The organism is Sphingomonas sp. (assembly GCF_965227385.1).
GTDB lineage: Bacteria > Pseudomonadota > Alphaproteobacteria > Sphingomonadales > Sphingomonadaceae > Sphingomonas.
Genome location: NZ_OZ245750.1, coordinates 3,091,556 through 3,109,696, shown reverse-complemented (window position 1 = coordinate 3,109,696; position 18,141 = coordinate 3,091,556). Strand labels below are relative to the sequence as shown.

At 63.4% G+C, this 18,141-nt stretch carries 15 protein-coding genes; 3 read left to right on the top strand and 12 right to left on the bottom strand.

Features of this window, described 5'->3' with window-relative positions:
- Positions 1–92: 92 nt before the first annotated feature.
- Positions 93–1,019: a HEPN domain-containing protein gene (locus ACO05N_RS15320; protein WP_422057884.1), complete on the top strand. Its 927-nt coding sequence runs from the start codon at positions 93–95 to the stop codon at positions 1,017–1,019.
- Between the two features lie 464 nt (positions 1,020–1,483).
- Here the strand turns inward: ACO05N_RS15320 and ACO05N_RS15315 are convergent, their stop codons facing one another.
- Genes ACO05N_RS15315 through ACO05N_RS15300 form a run of 4 tightly spaced genes read right to left on the bottom strand, consistent with a single transcriptional unit; the run spans position 1,484 to position 8,390 of the window.
- The gene (locus tag ACO05N_RS15315) at positions 1,484–5,227 is read right to left on the bottom strand and encodes a conjugal transfer protein TraG N-terminal domain-containing protein (protein WP_422057883.1); all 3,744 of its coding nucleotides are present in this window, start codon (positions 5,225–5,227) and stop codon (positions 1,484–1,486) included.
- 10 nt (positions 5,228–5,237) lie between these two features.
- Positions 5,238–6,662, bottom strand: coding sequence for a conjugal transfer protein TraH (locus ACO05N_RS15310; RefSeq protein ID WP_422057882.1), 1,425 nt, complete (start codon positions 6,660–6,662; stop codon positions 5,238–5,240).
- Between the two features lie 49 nt (positions 6,663–6,711).
- Complete coding sequence (locus ACO05N_RS15305) at positions 6,712–7,500, bottom strand: hypothetical protein (RefSeq protein WP_422057881.1); 789 nt, start codon at positions 7,498–7,500, stop codon at positions 6,712–6,714.
- Positions 7,497–8,390, bottom strand: coding sequence for a conjugal transfer protein TraF (locus ACO05N_RS15300; RefSeq protein WP_422058764.1), 894 nt, complete (start codon positions 8,388–8,390; stop codon positions 7,497–7,499). Before ACO05N_RS15300 ends, ACO05N_RS15305 begins: the two co-directional genes overlap by 4 nt.
- Positions 8,391–8,619: 229 nt before the next feature.
- On the opposite strand from ACO05N_RS15300, the gene ACO05N_RS15295 reads away from it, so the two are divergent.
- Together ACO05N_RS15295 and ACO05N_RS15290 are read left to right on the top strand one after the other, a co-directional pair.
- Complete coding sequence (locus ACO05N_RS15295; RefSeq protein ID WP_422057880.1) at positions 8,620–9,033, top strand: MbcA/ParS/Xre antitoxin family protein; 414 nt, start codon at positions 8,620–8,622, stop codon at positions 9,031–9,033.
- Positions 9,030–9,764: an RES family NAD+ phosphorylase gene (locus ACO05N_RS15290; protein ID WP_422057879.1), complete on the top strand. Its 735-nt coding sequence runs from the start codon at positions 9,030–9,032 to the stop codon at positions 9,762–9,764. Before ACO05N_RS15295 ends, ACO05N_RS15290 begins: the two co-directional genes overlap by 4 nt.
- Positions 9,765–9,946: 182 nt before the next feature.
- Here the strand turns inward: ACO05N_RS15290 and ACO05N_RS15285 are convergent, their stop codons facing one another.
- The 8 genes from ACO05N_RS15285 to ACO05N_RS15250 form a co-directional block, all read right to left on the bottom strand.
- Entirely contained in the window at positions 9,947–12,859 is a 2,913-nt protein-coding gene (locus tag ACO05N_RS15285; protein ID WP_422057878.1) for a PAS domain S-box protein, read from the bottom strand.
- Positions 12,860–12,891: 32 nt separating this feature from the next.
- Positions 12,892–13,959, bottom strand: a complete 1,068-nt coding sequence (locus ACO05N_RS15280) for a sensor histidine kinase (RefSeq protein WP_422057877.1) — start codon at positions 13,957–13,959, stop codon at positions 12,892–12,894.
- A gap of 82 nt (positions 13,960–14,041) precedes the next feature.
- A complete protein-coding gene (locus ACO05N_RS15275) occupies positions 14,042–14,827 on the bottom strand; it encodes an alpha/beta fold hydrolase (RefSeq protein ID WP_422057876.1) in 786 nt (261 codons plus the stop codon).
- Between the two features lie 212 nt (positions 14,828–15,039).
- Positions 15,040–15,786 carry an arsenical resistance protein ArsH gene (arsH, locus tag ACO05N_RS15270; RefSeq protein WP_422057875.1) on the bottom strand — a complete coding sequence of 249 codons (747 nt, stop codon included), beginning with the start codon at positions 15,784–15,786 and terminating at the stop codon, positions 15,040–15,042.
- A complete protein-coding gene (locus ACO05N_RS15265; RefSeq protein WP_422057874.1) occupies positions 15,783–16,217 on the bottom strand; it encodes a GNAT family N-acetyltransferase in 435 nt (144 codons plus the stop codon). Before ACO05N_RS15265 ends, arsH begins: the two co-directional genes overlap by 4 nt.
- Positions 16,214–17,275: an ACR3 family arsenite efflux transporter gene (gene arsB, locus ACO05N_RS15260; protein ID WP_422057873.1), complete on the bottom strand. Its 1,062-nt coding sequence runs from the start codon at positions 17,273–17,275 to the stop codon at positions 16,214–16,216. Before arsB ends, ACO05N_RS15265 begins: the two co-directional genes overlap by 4 nt.
- Positions 17,272–17,703: an arsenate reductase (glutaredoxin) gene (gene arsC, locus ACO05N_RS15255; RefSeq protein WP_422057872.1), complete on the bottom strand. Its 432-nt coding sequence runs from the start codon at positions 17,701–17,703 to the stop codon at positions 17,272–17,274. Before arsC ends, arsB begins: the two co-directional genes overlap by 4 nt.
- Before the next feature lie 9 nt (positions 17,704–17,712).
- On the bottom strand, positions 17,713–18,045 hold the full coding sequence (locus tag ACO05N_RS15250; RefSeq protein WP_422057871.1) for an ArsR/SmtB family transcription factor: 333 nt from the start codon (positions 18,043–18,045) through the stop codon (positions 17,713–17,715).
- Positions 18,046–18,141: the final 96 nt, after the last annotated feature.

The window sequence follows — 18,141 nt, the reverse complement described above, 5'->3', positions numbered from 1 at the left end:
AACGGAGGGGAGGAGGCGCGCTGCCGTAGAACCGGTCGAAGTTGCCGCAGTTTTGCTGGGCAATTGCCTGGTCGGGTTGTTAGGAGGAGACGATGCGCAGCGATCTCGATCATCTTCCTCCCGCCAAACAACGCGATCTCGATCGGGTGCTACGGATCCTGTTCGAGGAATTCGATGACGCCCGCGGCAATCCCACTGGCGAGAAGAAGCTCGGGCGAATATTGAAGGTCATTCTTTACGGCAGCTATGCGCGCGGCGGTTGGGTTGATGAACCGCATACGGCGAAGGGATATCAATCCGATTTCGACCTGCTGGTGATCGTCAATCAGAAGGAACTGACCGACCGGGTGGCCTACTGGCAGCGCGCCGACGAGCGGCTGATACGAGAGCTGTCGATCACGAAAACCATTCGTACGCCAGTGAACTTCATCGTGCATTCGCTCCAAGAGGTGAATGATGGCCTGGCGCATGGACGGTACTTCTTCATGGACATCGCCCGTGATGGTATCGCGCTCTACGAGAGCGAAGATAGCGAGTTGCATCAGCCCAAGCCCAAGACGGCAGCGCAGGCCCTGGAGCTTGCGCGAGAGTATTTCGAGGAGTGGTTTCCAGCTGCTGCAGGCGTTCTGGAGACAGCAAAGTTCAGTGCCGAAAAGGGGCGTCTGAAGGATGCCGCTTTTCTGATGCATCAAGCGACGGAACGTCTCTACCATTGCGTTCTATTGGTGCTTACTTTCTACACCCCGCACGTGCACAATCTGGGCTTCTTGCGCTCGCAAGCGGAGCGGCTGGATCGAAGACTATATGGCATCTGGCCTTCATCTAATCGGCGAGAGCGTGCGATGTTCGAGAAGCTCAAAGATGCTTATGTGAAGGCGCGGTACTCAAAGCACTATCGGATAAGCTCGGAAGAGCTGGACTGGCTTGCGGCACAGATCGAGGAGCTGGGGCGGGTCGTCCACAGAGTTTGCGGCGACCGCATCGCGGAACTCGATGGCGCGGACGTTGCTACCAAATAGCGACGGCTGGCAATTTGATCTTCACGGGAAACGGATGGAGATGATGACATGGGACCCGCTCCGAACTCAGATCCTTCGATTAAGGTGAAGCCGCTTCCCCCATTGGCCCCGCCGTTGCGGGCCGGTGACTATCTTTGGCGTCCTTGGTACGCAAAAGCGTGGTGGATCGCGATACCGCTTTATTGGCTGCCGATGGGTACCCATTGGGGAGTTCCGCTAGAGAAGTTCTACATGAGCGGGATCGGTGTGGTCACGAACATCATCTTTCTACCCCTCACGGCAGGACTGATCCTAGGATTCGGCTATCTGCGACGTATGTTCGCTGAAGCTGAAATTCCAGTATCTTGGCACGACTGTGACGTTTGGTTTCAGCGGCCCGGCGCCCCTCCGCCTTGGGCCGACAGCGCTAATCCGCGGTCCGGTTCCGAATGGATTGTTGATCGCGAACGGATCAAGTCAGACCACTAGTTCTTGCGGATGCGATAGTCCGGATCTGCATCTCCTAAGCCTTTGTCGCGATCTGTCACATGACGTCCCGTGCTCAGCAACGAGGACTGCTCCATCGAAGTGATAGGCGAAGTAAGGTCCCAAGTTCCACGTCCAAATGCAGAGTTTTCGAGGTACCGATTGCGCAGTCCGTCGTTGCCTAGTATTTGGCGTGACAATTCGCGGGAAAAAGTGAGGGCAGGTGTGTCTGAACGCGCTGCCGACGCTTCCGCCGCCGCAATGGCCGTCCTGACATCAAAATTTGCGATGTCCATTGACGACGTCGCGGACGATGAAACGGTGCCCGTATCTCGGCTGTCAAAGGCAAAGTGACCACCTGCACGTCCTCCCGCCCTTGAGGGCCTTTTTGTGGACTCGCGACCACCACGCCTGGCTTCGTCCACGCCATCATTTGCGGATGCGCCCCCGCTAATGCTCATGCCTAACGATGTACCCATCATTGATTGCTTCTCGGCCCCACGCGTAAGCGAGCGCTGCCAGCCGGTCTGCGCGATGATAGCGCCGATATCGCGCTGAAGTGTGTCTGAGACCTGCGGGGTGAGGCGCCATTCGCCCTTGCGGTCCATTTCGAACCCGCCCTTGAGCCAGTTGGCCATTGCGGTGTGGCCGGCTTCGCCGTTGCCGAGGAAATGCTCGATCGTGTCGGGGCCAGCCTGCTTGCCGGCCTCGAACCTCGTGCTGGTGTCGTTGCGTGCCGATTGCTGGAACGACGTGCCTGTCGAGACCAGCAGGTCGTTGTTGGCGAAGTTGAAGCGCGCCTGGCCACCTTGGGCGATAGCGCCATATTGGCTGTCGTTGATCAGGCCGGCGCGGTGGAGCTGCCCGGCTTGCTGCGGACTGAGATTGAGGTTGAGGTCGCCATTCTGAGCGAGGGCGAGGTCGCGCTTCGACATGGCGATGCCGTTGGCGCGCAGCAGACCTTGCATGCGGCTGAGGCGCTCGCTCTCGACGATTCTGGTGGTGCGGTCGTTTCTGGCGCGGTCGGCAATGCCGGCTGCACCGCTCGATGCCATATCGACCTGGTTGCCGGCGGTTTGGCTGAGCGTCCTGATGAAGCTGTCGAGTCGGGCTGCTTCCCTCGTCGATGTACCGGCGGCTGCGGCGCCTTCGGCGAACCCGAAATTATCGGCCTGGCGGCGTTGTTCGCCGATGCGGGCGGCGGCTCTGGTGCCTTGGGTGCCGACCTCGCGCTGCGCGTCGAGCTTGCCCGAGCGTTCGGCGAAGTCGTAGCCGGCGGCTTCTCGGGTTCTTGCATAGACGCTAGTGCCCTCTCTGGCGGCTTCCGCGGTGGCGCCATCGGCGGTTCCGAGGCTGGTAGCGGCGTTGTAGGTCTCGATGGCTCTGAGCACCTGGCTCTCGTTGCGGCCGGTGGCGCGGGAGAGTTGGGAAATGGCGGTCGAGCGGGCTTCGCCGGAGAGGGCGTTGATGAAGCCGATGCGGCGGGCGGTCTCCTGCGGGGTAATCCCGAGCTGCGCGGCTGCCTCGCGCTGGCCTTGATTGGTGCCGGTGCGGGTCGCCTGCTCGGTCGCGACATTGGCGCGCTCGATACTTGCGACCTGATCGCCGGCAAAGTCACGGCGGCCTTCCATCGCGCCGGCCGTGACCTGGGCTGCGGTCAGGTCGTTCCTGAGCATCCGCTCCTGGTCGTAGCTGTTGGCGATGAGTTTTGCGAAGGTCGGGTCGCTCTGCGCCTCGCCGATCACGCCCGAGGCCTTGAGTGCGGCATCCTTGGGCGAATAGCCTTGCCGCTCGAAGTGCCGCTGCGCGCCTTGCAGCATCATGTCATAGGCGCGCTGGTCGCCGAAGGCGCGCCATTGAACGAGGTTCTGTGAGAAGGCGGCGAAGGCGCGCTCGCCGGCCTGACCCTGGCCGAAATAGCTGGTTCCTAAGCTTCGCAGCGCATCTTTCTCGGCGAATTGGTGGATCGCGGTGGTGGCGGCGTTGCCCTGCACCTCGCGCGCGACCTGCGGGTCGGCGAGGTCACGGCCCTTGAGCGCCGGGGCCAGCGCGCCCATCTGGCGTGCGCCTTCGATGCCGCCGAGCGCGAATGCAGTGCCGCTAGGCGTGCCGGGGCGCTCGCCGATGATGTGGCCGGCCTCGCCATAACTGCGATTGCTGCTGAAGCTGCTGCGCTCCCCGAAATCGCCGAAGCTCGAAGCGGCGGCTGCGCGGCTGCGGGTGCCCATGGCGGACGCCTGGCTTTCGAGCGCCGAGGCATAGCCTTCGCTGGTCGCGATTGGCGCGGCGGCGGCGGCGGCTTGCCCGGTGATGCCTTGCGCGCTGCCGGTGAACGAGCTGAACACATTGCCGCTGAACCGGAACACGGTGAACACGAAAGCACCGGCGAGGCCGGCGGCGGCCGTGCGGAAGCTGCCGAACACGGCGAGCGCCTTGGTCGCCGAAGAGGGCGCGAGCAGCCAGCTGTTGGCGGCAACGCCGTTCGACTGGAGTTCGGCCATGACGGCGGCGGCACGGCCGAGGGTGAGCTGATAAATGCCGGCGTCGATCACACCCCATAGCGCCACGAACACGAACAGGCCGAGCGCGAAGCTCGCCACGCGCAAGTTGATCGGTGTGAGGATGAACAAGAGCGCGACCGGCACCATGAACAGCATGATCGCGAACACGGTGGCGCGTATGGTCGGCACCCATTCATTGGCGACCGACATGGTCGCGAGGCCGTTCGATACGACAGCGCGGTTCGCCATCACCCGCGCGGCGCTTGCCGGGCTGTCCTCGAACAACACGTCGCCGACGGTCTGGCCGAGCAGGATATGCGTCATCAGGCTCTGGGCGCTGAGCGGCTTGCCGATCATAACCTGGCCCATCGCGCCGAGCTGCTCACGGCAACGCGCCAGCTGCGGCGCGCTGTCGATGTTAAAGCCACTCTGGCGGCAAACCTGTCGGCTATAGGGTTCGAATAGATTGGGATCGGACAGGCGCCCTGCGATATGGGTCCAGGCTTCCTCGCAGCTGACCGTGGTGCCGCCCTTGTCGGCCTGGGTGAACACCGTCGAGAAAGTGGCGGGCCCTGCCATGGCGGCGAAGGCTGCGGGCAGGTCGGTCGCGGTGCGGAACAGCTTGTCGTCATCGATGCCATAGGCCGGAGAGACCCGCGCGACCGGATAGCATTGCCGGACATAGTCCTTGATCGTCGCGTCGAGGAAGCTGTCGGTCATCGGCGCGCGCGGTGAGGTGGCGTTGAGGAACAGGTCGAACGCGTGGCCGCCGCCGCCGAACGAATATTTGGTGGTCGGATCCGCGCTGTTGTCGTCGATCGTCTCGACCATCGCGCGCTCGATCATATTGGTCGTGCCGGCGACCAGCACGAGCAGCACGGGGACATCGCCGACCGCCTGGTACGCATTCTTCACGCGATCATAGACATGGACCGTGCCGGTGGTGGCAACGAGCCCGACGAACAACCCGACCCCGACCAGGATCTGGAACCCGAACGCGATCAGGCCGATGCCCGAGCCGCGCGCGCTCGCGAGCAACGCGCCAAGGCCGATGCCGACGGTCGCGATGATCAGCACCAGCGTCTCGTAGCGCGGGTCGGCGAAGATCAGCGAGACCATGCGGAACGCGTCCACCGTCTCCTGGAAGCCGTTATAGGTGTGGAAGCTCGTGTCGAACGCCAGCGCCGGCGAGGCGGCGAGCAGGGCAGGGAGGGCGGCGAGCGCCCGGGCGGCGTTGCGCATGGGCGGCTCCTCAGCGCTGGCTTGCCGCGGCGGCGCCGGCGGCATTGCGCGCATCGCGGTCACGCTCGCGCAGCAGTCCGGCGAACGAGGTCGAGAGGTTCGCGGTGCCGAGCGCGGCGAGATAGGATTGACGCATCTGCGCGCGCTGGCGCAGCACCTCCTCACGCAGGTCGCGCAGCTGTTCGATGCCCTTGGCGAGAATGCGGGTCTGGCAGACATTCTTGTTCGCGCCGTCCGCCGCCCCGGCCGCACTCGCACCGCGCTCGGCATTGCCGACCGCGAAGTCGATCGTGCGCGTGAGATCGTTGAGCATCTGATAGGCGAGGCTCAGCGCCACCAGTTCGTCGGTGTCGCCGATGACGGAGTCGACCGTGCCCTGGCGTACGCCCCATTCGAGCATGCGGTAGACGGGCAGGGTACGCACATTGGCGACGAACTGGCGCTCCTCAGGACTGAGCGCGACGCGCGTGCGAATCTTGGTGGCGATCGACTGCATCCGCTCACGCGTCAGCACCAGCGCGCCGCGGCCATTGCCGTCCTGCGTGCAATCCGTCCCGCTTGGCGGGATCGAAAGGCCGCGCCGCTGGACTCGACCCGTCAGGAAATCGTGCGGGCTCTCGCTATCCTGCGCCGAGCAAGCAGGAATCGCCGAGAAGAGCGGCACCTTGTCGGCCGCGTTCCAGCGCATGTAGACGTCGCCTACCCTGGCGCGCATGACGGTGGCCCAGCTGCTCGCCCCGACCCGCGCCGCGGCGTTGGCGAGCAGCGAGCCGGTGCGGAAGATCTCGGTCACTTCGGGCGGACAATTCTCGAGCGCGTCCTTCAGATCCTCGGTCGGATTGTTGTTGTTGGCTTCGATCTTCTCGCGCGACTGCTGGAAGCTCTTGGCGAAGCCCTGCTTGACCGAGCGGTAGCCAGTCATCTCCTCGATGATGCCCGACATGTTGTCATCGCCCTTGACGATCTGGACCATGCGGTTGGCGAGGCGGCAGTCATTGACCTGGATCGAATTGAGGAAGTTGGTCGCGGCTTCCATCTTCGAGATGATGTTGCCCATCTTCTCGTCGAGCGTCTCGAGCAGATACTGGAACGCGACCGCTGGCGCTGCCTGCAGGATACTCTCGAGCTTCTGCACGAGATAATCCGGGTCGAGAAACGACATGCCGCCCAGAAACATGTCGATGCCGCCGCAGCCGGCGCGAACCTTGGGAAGGGTCACCGATATGGGATAATCGTTATGGACATCGACCCGGCCCGACATGCCGCCTGCGGTCACATAGCCGCGCGTCTGGTCCTCGAAGCTGCCTGGGTTGGTATAGGTGACATTGTCGAACCAGCTCTCCGCCCAGCTTTGCGCATGCGCTGGCGCGGCGCTCAGCAGCGCGGCGGAGGCGATCCCGAGCGCAAGGGGCGAGCGGGTGGCGGCAGAACGCATGGCGGGATCCTCTGATAGTCAGCCTGGAATGACGTCGAGCCCGCCATGCTCAGCGCTTGCGAGATGCGGGAGCGGGTGCGCCGACGATCCCGGTGAATTTGGACATGGCGCGAACCGCCACCGCCGGGCGGACGCCAGTGAGCATCTTGGCGGCAAGATAGAGGTTGCGCGTAAGATTGGGCGCGTGGTCGGTGCCGACTGCGATCGGGATCATTCGGTCTGGATCGCGGCGGGGCCGCACCCATGCGACGGGATGACCGACCCATGGCAGGCCGAGCTTTCCAGAGCGAAGCAGCGCGTCCTGTCCGGAGATCGTCCGCAGCTCGACGCCGAAGCGCGCGCGCAGCTGTTGCAGCCGCCCCCAGAGATCGGCGCACGGTACGCATCCGGGCGCGGTCGTCATCTCAACCACATAGAGCGACGCCTGCGAACGCAAGGTCGCATCCAGATCCGACGGAAAATCGCGAGTCCGGGGCACACGGCCCAGCCAGTGATGCATCGTGGCGGGGTCGGCGACGGGGTGAATTGCGGCTGCCAGGGCCCGGCCGCGCGAGACCGGCTGAGCATCTGCCTTGAAGGTGACGCATAGGATCGCCGCACCGCTGGCCAGCGCGCCAAGCGCGGCGGCAAAGCGCGATGTTCGCCCGCAGGGGTGGTAGGTGCTGGAAGAAGTTCGCTCCAGCGCGGATCGCGGGTGCCCGTCATCGGCCGGACGTCCAGGTCCGGTGACCTGCGGGCTTGGCTGCTGGAGTTCATCGGCCGGTTCCACCAGCATGCGGGCGAGTTGGCGGAGCCGCATCGAATGCGTGCGCGGCAAGGGTGGCGGGATATTGCTCATGGCTGCGGCTCCAGCGCTGAGCTGACAAGGTCGCCGCCCAAAGCGCGCGGGTCGGTCGCCGCGACCGGGCCATTGGCGAGCGCGTCGAAGAAGCCGTCTTCCTCGCCCGGGCCGGTCATGAACTGCTCGGGCCGGATGTCGCCGCTGAGCAGCCGGGTCGCCTGGTACGACATCTGGGTGAGGTTGGGGTAGGTCTCCACGCCGCTTGCGATCACCATGCGCTGCGCGCTGTTGCGGCGGATGAGCATCGTGGTCGGCGTGATTTCGACGCCGTAGCGAACTGCAAGCTCGGGCCGCCGGTCGATGTCCATCAGCGTGACCTGCCAGCCCATCTCTTCCTGAAAGCGCTGCAGGATCGGCCACTGGACGCGGCAATAGCCGCAGGTCGAGCGCGAGAACATGACCAGCGCGAACTCGCCCGACTTGGCGCGAAGATAGCCGCGCCGCAGCCCATCCTTCTGCGCATTGAGCTCCGCGCGAGCATCGCCCACCATCGGGTTGGCGGATTTGGAGTTGAGCTCGGGATGCTGGAGCATGGCGAGCTGGGTGACGCCGGCGAACGCCCGCGCCTTGCGCCGCGCGAAATCCTGCAGGCGCCAGAAGTCGGCGACTGCATCAACCGTGAGTACCGTTGCGGCATAGTCGCGCTGCTGCTCGATCAGCTTGCGGATTCGCGGCGGGGTCCAGGTCGCCAGCTGCGCCATTGGCGGGATGGCTGGTTTGACGAGCTCGTCCGCGGGTTCAGGCGGCTTGGGCGGCGGCGGGGTCTCGTACCACCAATAGCCATGCTTGCGCTTCGCTGCGGCCGCATCTTGCGCGGCTTGCGCCAGCACCGCGGCCGGCATGAGCATCAAGGTGGTCGAGACCAGTCTAGCGACCGCCCGCCGCATCGAGCGGCTACCTTGATCGTGACGCATCGCTGCGGCTTTCCGAATTTTATCGAACGAGGGCAGGGTGGTAGGCACCAGTTGGATGTCTGGCAGTCCGGATACGCAAGCAACGGCCGGGGCATTAAGGTGCCGCGAAGGCGCGTCGCTGCCGCACCGGCGATTAGCGGCAATCTAATCATGTTGCCAAATGGCAGCTTACGTCCTATGTAATGCCACATGGAGAACTGCCATGTTGTCACTGCGCCCCGTTGATACGGCTCCACAGGCGTTTCGCCCCGAGCCGGTCACACAGGAGGAAGCGGCTGCGATGTTCCGCGCCGCCCTCAATCTGTTCGGCAAATGGGAACTGACCGACGAACAGGCGGCGACGCTGCTCGACATGCCGGTGCGCTCCTATCGCCGCTGGAAGGTCGACGGGCCGGGGCGGATCTCGCGCGATGGACGTGCGCGCCTGTCGAACTTGATGGGAATCCACAAGGCGCTGCGACTGATCTTCACGGAGTCTCAACGCGGCTATGCGTGGATCAAAGCTGCCAATGACGCCTTCGGTGGTGCAAGCGCGCTAACGGTGATGCTCGGGGGCGAGCTCACCGACATCATGCGCGTGCGGCGCTATCTCGACGCCGAGCGTGGCGGCTGGTGATCGCAAGCGATCAAATCCCTATTGTACGCGTCGAGTGGAAGAATGCTGTCCGGATCATCCGCAGCGCTTTTCCGCCAACCGATCTGTTCGAGGACATCGCCGATCCAGCGGACTGGCCGCTGCTGCTTTCAGCCGAGCAGAAGTCGAACCCCCGCATCATGGCGACCATCGGCAATATCGACCTGGTGCCGACGGACCGCAGAGTTGGCGGAAGCGGCGCATCCTATCTGATGGCGCCATTCACCCATGTCAGTCCGGATCGACCGAGCCGGTTCACCGATGGCAGCTTCGGCGTGCTGTATGCCGCTGGCACGTTCGAAACCGCTCTGTTCGAGACCATCCATCATCATGCGCGGTTCATGGCCAGCACGGCGCAGGCGCCTGGCTGGACGTCGCAATTTCGCGAGATCGTCCTCTTCGTGGTGGCAGACCTTCACGATCTGCGGGCTGCCGAGCCAAGTCTTGATCCGGTGCTCGATCGCGATAGCTATGATGCCTCCCAGCGAGTGGCAATCGGTTTGAAGGCAAGCGGGTCGGACGGCGTGGTCTATCCCAGCGTGCGGCACTCTGGCGGCGAATGCGTAGCGCTCTTCTATCCGGATTGCGCATCCGATCCGCTTCAGGGTCGCCATCTAGACTATCATTGGGACGGCGTTCTGGTCGATCTGGTTCGCGACGCAGGATCGGGCGAAGTCTTCCGTGTCGTTGAAACGCCGGCACGCGGTGAATGAGGCGGGACCTTGCGAAGGGCATCGAATGGCGGCTGTCCGCAGAGCGCCCTAATGTTGCTCATTGAAACAGAATTCCAGGGCTCCCAGAAGCGGACGCACTTCCAGGTGAGATAGGCGCTGCAGATCGCCGTCACCCGATTTCGAAGACATGGCGATCGACTGCAACCTTGCGAGCGCTTCCCTTAGTGTTCGATCAATCCGCGGATGCGGGTCGCCAGCACGTCCATAGCAAAAGGCTTGGTGAGAACATGCATACCTGGATCGAGATGGCCATGACTCAACACGGCATTCTCCGCATAGCCCGTAATAAAGAGCACCTTCAGGTCAGGCCTGACACTACGCGCGGCATCTGCCACCTGTCGGCCGTTCATCCCGCCGGGTAGGCCCACGTCGGTAACCAGTAGGTCGATGCGGAAATCCGCGTTGATGATCGCCAAGCCTGCGGCACCATCAGCCGCCTCGAGTGCGGTGTAGCCGAGGTCGGTCAGCACTTCCGTCACGAGCATTCGCACGGTGGGCTCGTCATCCACCACCAGCACGGTCTCGCCGACTTCGGCTCGGGGAACATGTCGGCCTGCCTCATCTGCGTGCTCGATCTCGGTCTCGCCAAGATAGCGGGGGAGGTAGATGCATACCATCGTACCTTCCCCCATCTCGGAGTAGATCGCGACCGAGCCCCCCGACTGCTTGGCGAAGCCGTAGATCATCGACAGCCCGAGCCCAGTTCCCTCGCCGATCGGCTTGGTCGTGAAAAAGGGATCGAATGCCTTTTCTATCACGGCGGCACTCATGCCGGTTCCGGTGTCGGAGACGCAGAGCGATATATACTGCCCTGGCTCCAGTCCGCGCTGCTTGGCCGAACGCTCATCCATCCAGCGATTGCCGGATTCGATCGTGATCTTTCCACCGTCCGGCATCGCGTCGCGGGCGTTTATACACAAGTTCAGGATCGCGTTCTCGAGTTGGCTCGGATCGATCAGACTCGGCCAGAGGCCTGCGGCATTCACGGTCTCGATTCCGATGGCCGGGCCAACGGTCCTCCCGATCAGATCCTCCATCCCGGCCACAAGTTGCTTGATGTCCGTTGGCTTGGGGGTGAGCGTCTGCCGGCGTGAGAATGCGAGTAGCCGGTGGGTCAGCGCTGCGGCTCGTCTGGATGCGCCCTGCGCGGCGCTCACATAACGTTCGACGTCAGCGATACGCCCCTGGGCGATGCGGATCTGCATCATCTCCAGGCTGCCCGATATGCCGGTCAACAGATTGTTGAAGTCATGCGCGAGTCCGCCGGTGAGCTGCCCGACCGCCTCCATCTTCTGCGATTGCCGAAGCGCGTCCTGCGCCGCCATCAGTTCGGCCGTGCGCTCCGCCACATGAGCTTCGAGCGTTTCGTTGGCTTCGCGCAGCGCCGCCTCCGCGCGTTTGCGCTCGGTCAGGTCGAGCATCGCGCCGATCATGCGCACCGCGCGTCCGTTCTCGTCGCGAAAGACGTGGCCTCGATCGAACACGTCGGCGAACGTGCCGTCGGCGCGGTGGAACCGGTATTCCGAGGCCCACTGATCGCCTTCGCCTTCGCCATCGATCACGGCATGGATGGCACCATCCACTCGGTCGCGGTCGTCGGGGTGGATGTTCGAGATCCACCACTCTCCGGTCGGCACGACCTGATCAAGGTCATATCCGAACAGAACGCTTACCGCCTCGTTCCATTCGACATGGTTGGTGGCCAGATCCCAATCCCAGATCGCGTCGTTGGTTGCTTTTGCCGCCAGCCGGTATCGCTGCTCAGTCTCGCGCAGCGCCGACTCCGCTGCCCGGCGTTCGGTCTCGTCGCGAGCGATCTTGATGAAGCCGGCGATGACGCCCCGGGCGTCGTGCAGCGGACGGACCGATCCGTTGGCGAAGATGCGCGTGCCATCTCGTCGTATGTGCCATCGCTCGTCATTGGCGCATCCTTCGGCGCTCGCGATCACCAGCTCCTGAACCGGCACCCCTGTGGCGCGGTCTTCTTCCGTAAACAGCACGTCACTGGATCGACCGATGATTTCACTCGCCGTCCAGCCGAACACGGATTGTGCGCCGGGTGTCCAATCCACGACCATTCCATCCCGATCTGTCGTGAAGATAGCGTGGTCCCTCACGCCCTCCACGATGCGGCGGCCGCGCTCCTCGCTCTCGCGCAGTTCGGCCTGTGCCCGATGCCCCTCAGTGACGTCATGCCCTTCCACGAAGATACCGGTTACCTCGCCGCCTTCGTTCAGGATGGGCTCATAGATGAAGTCGAGATAGCGCTGCTCCGACTGACCATTCGCGCGGTCAAGGCTGATTGGCGTGTCATGAGCGACGAAGCGCTTGCCGCTTCGATAGACTTGATCGAGCAACTCGAAGAAGCCTTGGCCCGCGACCTCGGGGAGCGCGTCACGTGCGGTTCTTCCGACATAGTCCCGTTCCCCTGCCAGGTGGCGATAGGCCGCGTTCGCAAACTCGAAGACGTGATCGGGGCCATTGAGAATGGCGATGAAACCGGGCGCCTGCTCGAAGAGCCTGCGCTGACGCTCCATGTCCGCCAGTCGTCGCCGCTCTGCAAGCACCTGCTCGGTGATCTCCACGCACGGACACAGGAACCCCGCGACCAGCCCGGCCTCGTCCCGCACCGGCGTGTAGGAGAATGCGAAATGCGTCTCCTCGAGATAGCCCTTTCGCTGCATCAGGAGCTCGATATCGTCCATCTGCACCGGCGTGCCAGCGTAAGCCTGGTCGACGATCGGGATGAGGTCCGCCTTGATCTCTGACCAGACTTCCAGAAAGTCGCGGCCTATCGCGGCGGGATGCTTGCTCGCCAGGATCTCGGCATAGCCGTCATTGTAGAGCAAGGTACGCTGCGAGCCCCACACGACGAACATCGGCTGATTGGCGGTGAGCAATACGCCCACCAACGTCTTCAATGGCTGAGGCCAGCGCTCCGGCGCGCCCAGCGGCGAACCAGACCAGTCATGACTGCGCAGGAGCGCCCCGGTCGCGCCACCATCCCTGAGAAAGTAGGGCGGCTCGTTTTGATCGTCGGAATTGAGAAACATCGAGGCGAAACGCACGTCCATTGAAAAGGGACCACACTTGATCCGGAACGCGATCAGCCCGCCGCGAAGGGTTCGGAGGCTTCAGGATCACGCTGCGCTGATCCTGACAGCGGCATTGTAAAGGTGAACCGGGTTGCTTCGTCCGTCGAGCTGACCTTCATCTCGCCGCCATGTGCCTTCGCGATTTCGTTCACGATGAACAGCCCAAGGCCTAGCCCCTGTTGGCTACGCCTAACCGCGCCCCTGAAGAATGGCTGGAACAGCCGAGCCTGTGCATCAAGTGGGATCGCCACGCCGCCATTTGTCACTGACAATGTCAGCTGACCGTCGCAGCATTCCGCCTCGACGTCGATCGGCATGCCCGCGGCGCCATGGGTCACCGCGTTCGAGATCAGGTTCGACGCGAGCTGAGCCATGCGACCGCGATCACAATTCACGGGTTGATCGAGCGCGAACCGCGTGATGATCTGCCGGTCGGGAACGACCGCTCTGATTTCATTGACGACCTGCTCGAGTATCGGGGCGAGCGGCTCATCAGCATCACGGACAAGCGTCAGGCCCTCGCCGAGGCGGCCTCGCGCGAAATCGAGCACATTTTCGATCAACGCGGTCGCGCGAGATATACTTGCGCCCATCTCCTTGGCGATGATCCGACCCCGGTCGCTGAGCGTTTCACGGTCGCGCAGCATGTTTAGACCCGCAGCAAGCGCGGCCAGCGGGTTGCGAAGGTCATGGCCCAGAACGGCGATGAACTGCTCGCGAAGCATGGAAATGTCGTGCTCGGCGTTGGCTGTGGCCTGGGCCCGATCCCGCGCCTCGACCAGCTCTCTTTCATAGGCCCGCCGATCGACAGCTTTAAAAATTGTCATACGCGTGAAGAGGTGCGCGTCATCCGGTCCTCGCTTCTCGGCCGCATTGACGATTACCGGTACTTTGTCGCCGCCTGCACCGACGAGATCCAGGGCGAGTTCGTTGACGGTGCCTTGGAGCCGCAGGGTCGGAGCGAGGTGCGTCTCGAAAGCGATGCGCCCTCCGAACGATAGCAAGGCGTGGACCGATTGTCCCACCAGCGCATGGGCGGGTGTGTCGAGCCAGGTCGCCAACGTGGCGTTCAGCTTCACGATGCGACCAGCAGGCGATAGCGACACATAGCCGCAAGGCGCGTTCTCGTAGAGGTCCTGCAGATCCTCCGTGGGCGCGGCTTCAGACAAAGGCGCGGATCGCCGCCGTCACTTCCGCCGGCGCGCTGAGATTCGGGCAGTGTCCGGTGGCATTCAGCAAGCGATATTCGCTGTTCGGGATCTGCTGGTGAACATATTCGCCGACGCAGGTCGGCGCGATGATGTCCTCGCTACATTGCAGAACGAGCGTTCGAGCCTCGATCCGCGAGAGGTCGGCACGATTGTCAGAGAAGAAGGTTACTCGGGCAAACTGGCGGGCAATCTCCGGATCGGTTGCGCAGAAGCTGTCGGCGAGCGTCTCGCCGAGTTCCGGACGATCCGCATTGCCCATGATCGCAGGTGCCATCGCAGCCGACCATCCCAGGTGATTGGCCGCGAGGAACTCGAGCAGCTCGTCCACCTGCTCGTGCGAGAAGCCGCCCACATAGTCGCCGTCATCGACATAGCGCGGCGAGGGCCCCACCATCACCAGCTCGCCGAACATCCCAGGCGCCTTGAGGCTGGCCAATGCGCCGATCATCGCGCTTACCGAATGCCCGACGAACACGGCGTTCGACAGCTGCAATGCACGGCCGATTTCGACTACATCATCGGCGTAGCCGCCCAGGCTGGAATATTTCTCGGGATCGTAAGCATTTAAATCCGACCGGCCGGCGCCGACATGATCGAACAGGACGACGCGGAAGTCGGCTTCAAACTCTTTCGCCACTAGCCCCCACATATGCTGATCGCAGCCGAAGCCATGCGAAAACATCATGGTGCGGGAGCCCGCGCCAGAGACTTTCACATTGTTTCGTGCCTGGTTCATGCGCGCGACACTATCAGCTTCCAGTAGGCGGCGCCACGGAGCTGTCCTCGCGATTCAGCTCAGCGGCGCCACGTCAGTTATACGCCGCATTTTCGGTCGTACCGCCAAGCCGTCGGATACCCAATGCGGCAGTCGAATGAGGCTATTGTCGAACGATTGTCATTGGTGCGCCGCTAAGTGCCGGCTCGATGGAACGTCCTGTGGTTCACACGTCAGGCGCGCGCGTTAGCAATGGCCGAATGGTCGGCAGTCGGCTCAGCCGCCAAGCCGGCGGCCTTGCGTTCCGAGTAGCGATCGACAAGTTGCACGGCGTGCGGTCGCAATAGCACGGTCAGGCGAACCAGCTCTTCCATCACATCGACGATGCGGTCGTAATAGCTCGATGGCTTCATCCGGCCTGCTTCGTCAAACTCCTTGTAGGCCATCGGGACCGACGACTGGTTCGGGATCGTGAACATCCGCATCCAGCGGCCGAGCAGCCGCAGGGTGTTGACGGCGTTGAACGACTGCGAGCCGCCAGATACCTGCATCACAGCCAGCGTGCGGCCCTGTGTCGGGCGCCGCCCCTTCATCTCGAGTGGAAGGTGATCAATCTGGGCCTTCATGATGCCGGTGACCTGGCCATGCCGCTCGGGGCTGCACCAGACCATGCCTTCTGACCAGAAGGCGAGTTCGCGCAGTTCATGCACGGCGGGATGATCGTCGCCCGTCACCTGGTCAGGCAACGGCAAGTCGCTCGGATCGAATATCCGCACGTCGGCGCCGAACAGGATCAGCAGACGCGCTGCTTCCTCGACTGCGAGCCGGCTGAAGGAGCGCTCGCGAAGCGACCCATAGAGCAGCAGGATGCGCGGTGGAGGCTGATCGCCGCCCATGCCGGCACCCGGCCGGGTGATCACCGCGCTGGGATCGAGAGCGGGCAAATGGTCGGGGTCGGTAAGGTCACGAAGGCGGGTCATCCAAGATCCTTGACGAGATAGGTCGCGCGCGGGCCGCACATCGACGTAAACTGGGCGGTCGCGGCGATGAAGGCCGGCGGCTTGTCACGATCGGCGTCGACATAGCCGAGCTTGCGAAAGAACTCGCCGGTGCCGCTGGTCAGGAGGTGCAGCCGCTCGACCACGTCTTCGGCAATCCCTTCGAGACGCTCGACCGGCATGCGGCCGTAACCCTGACCCCGGCGGGTCGGCAGCACGATCAATGATCGCAGCAACCGGTCGGCGCCGTCGCCCTCCAGCCCGATGAACCCGATCAGTCCGTCATCGTCGGACAGGCTGAAGAACGTCTGGTCGGCACATCCGAGATCGTCGGTCGGAAGCTGCGCCGCATCGAGCGCAAGCCGCAGGACATCGTCAGCGTGTCGGGCTTCCGAGAAATAGATCTCCGTCATGCCGTCGCGCGCGCTTCGTACCACGGCCGGGTCCGCTTCACGATCGACACGACCGACAACATGACCGGCACCTCGACCAGCACCCCAACCACGGTCGCCAGCGCCGCCCCCGAGTTGAGACCGAACAGGCTGATCGCCGCGGCAACCGCCAGCTCAAAGAAGTTGGAGGCGCCGATCAGCGCGGCCGGGGCCGCCACGCACCATGCGACACCGAACCGGCGGCTCAGCCAATAGGCCAGCCCAGCGTTGAAATAGACCTGGATGAGGATCGGCACCGCGATCAGCGCGATGACGAGCGGATGAGCGATGATCGCCTCGCCCTGAAACCCGAATAGCAGCACCAGCGTGGTGAGCAACGCCAGCAATGAAACTGGCCCGAGGCGTGCCAGCAGGCTGTCCAGTGCCGCTTGCCCACCTGTTCCGATCATGGCGCGGCGGATGACCTGCGCGACGACCACAGGCAAGACGATGTAAAGCACGACAGAGATCAGCAGCGTGTCCCACGGCACCGTGATCGAGGCGACGCCGAGCAGCAGGGAAACCAGAGGCGCGAATGCGAACACCATGATCACGTCGTTCAGGGCGACCTGGCTCAGCGTATAGGTAGGCTCGCCCTCGCAGAGGTTGGACCAGACGAACACCATCGCCGTGCAGGGCGCGGCTGCAAGCAGGATCAGGCCGGCGATATAGGAGCTGATCTCGCCCGCCGGCAGCAACGGGCGGAACAGCCAGCCCAGAAACAACGAGCCGAGCAGCGCCATTGAAAAGGGCTTCACCGCCCAGTTGATGAATAGGGTGACGCCGACGCCCTTCCAATGCTGCCGGACCGAGCCGAGCCCAGTGAGGTCGATCTTGAGCAGCATCGGGATGATCATCAGCCAGATGAGCAGCGCGACTACGATGTTGACGCGCGCTACCTCGGCAGAGGCGATCGCACCGAACAGGCCCGGCAAGGCATAGCCGAGCGCAATCCCGACCACGATGCACAGCGCAACCCAAACGCTCAGATAGCGCTCGAATGTGCTGATCGTCGGCTTTGCCGGGAGGGCGGCGGTCATGCTCCGATCCGGTCGCCGGCGTTGTTGATGACCTTCTCGCCATCTTCCTTGTTGAATGCGCCGCGCTGAGGCGAGGGTAGCAGATCGAGCACTTCCTCTGAGGGGCGGCACAATTTCACGCCGAGGGGCGAGACGACGAGCGGTCGGTTGATGAGGATCGGATGCTCGATCATCGCATCGATAATTTGGTCATCGCTCAGCGCCGGATCGCCAAGGTCGAGCTCGGCATAGGGCGTACCCTTCTCGCGCAGCAGCGCGCGCGGCGTGATCCCCATGCGGGCGATGAGCGACACGAGACGCGAGCGGTTCGGCGGGGTCTTGAGATACTCGATAACGTGGGGTTCGATGCCGGCGTTCTGGATCATCGCCAGCGTGTTGCGCGACGTTCCGCACTCGGGGTTATGGTAGATGATGATATCGACGGTCATGTGAGGCCGTCAGCAGCAAGGGTTGAGCTCGGCGATCAGCGGCTCGCAAAGCTCCGCCTTCCCGCCGCAGCAGTCCTTCACGAGGAACAGGGTGAGCGCCTTCAACTGTTCGAGATCGGCGCGGTAGTTGATGATGCGGCTGCGCCGCTCGGACCGGATCAGTCCGGCACGTGTCAGGGTCGCGAGATGCACCGACATGGTGTTCTGCGGCACGTCGAGCGCTTTCGCGACCTGGCCGGCTGCAAGGCCTTCGGGCTCATGCCGAACGAGCAGTCGAAACGCGTCGAGGCGGGTCGCTTGCGCCAATGCACCGAGTACCGTGATAGCCGAATCATTATCCATATATCTAGGATAACGGATATACTGTGTTCCGCAATGGTCCGGTTGGGCGCTCCGCTAGGCCGGTCGATCAGGCAGCTCCGCAGGATCGACAGAGGC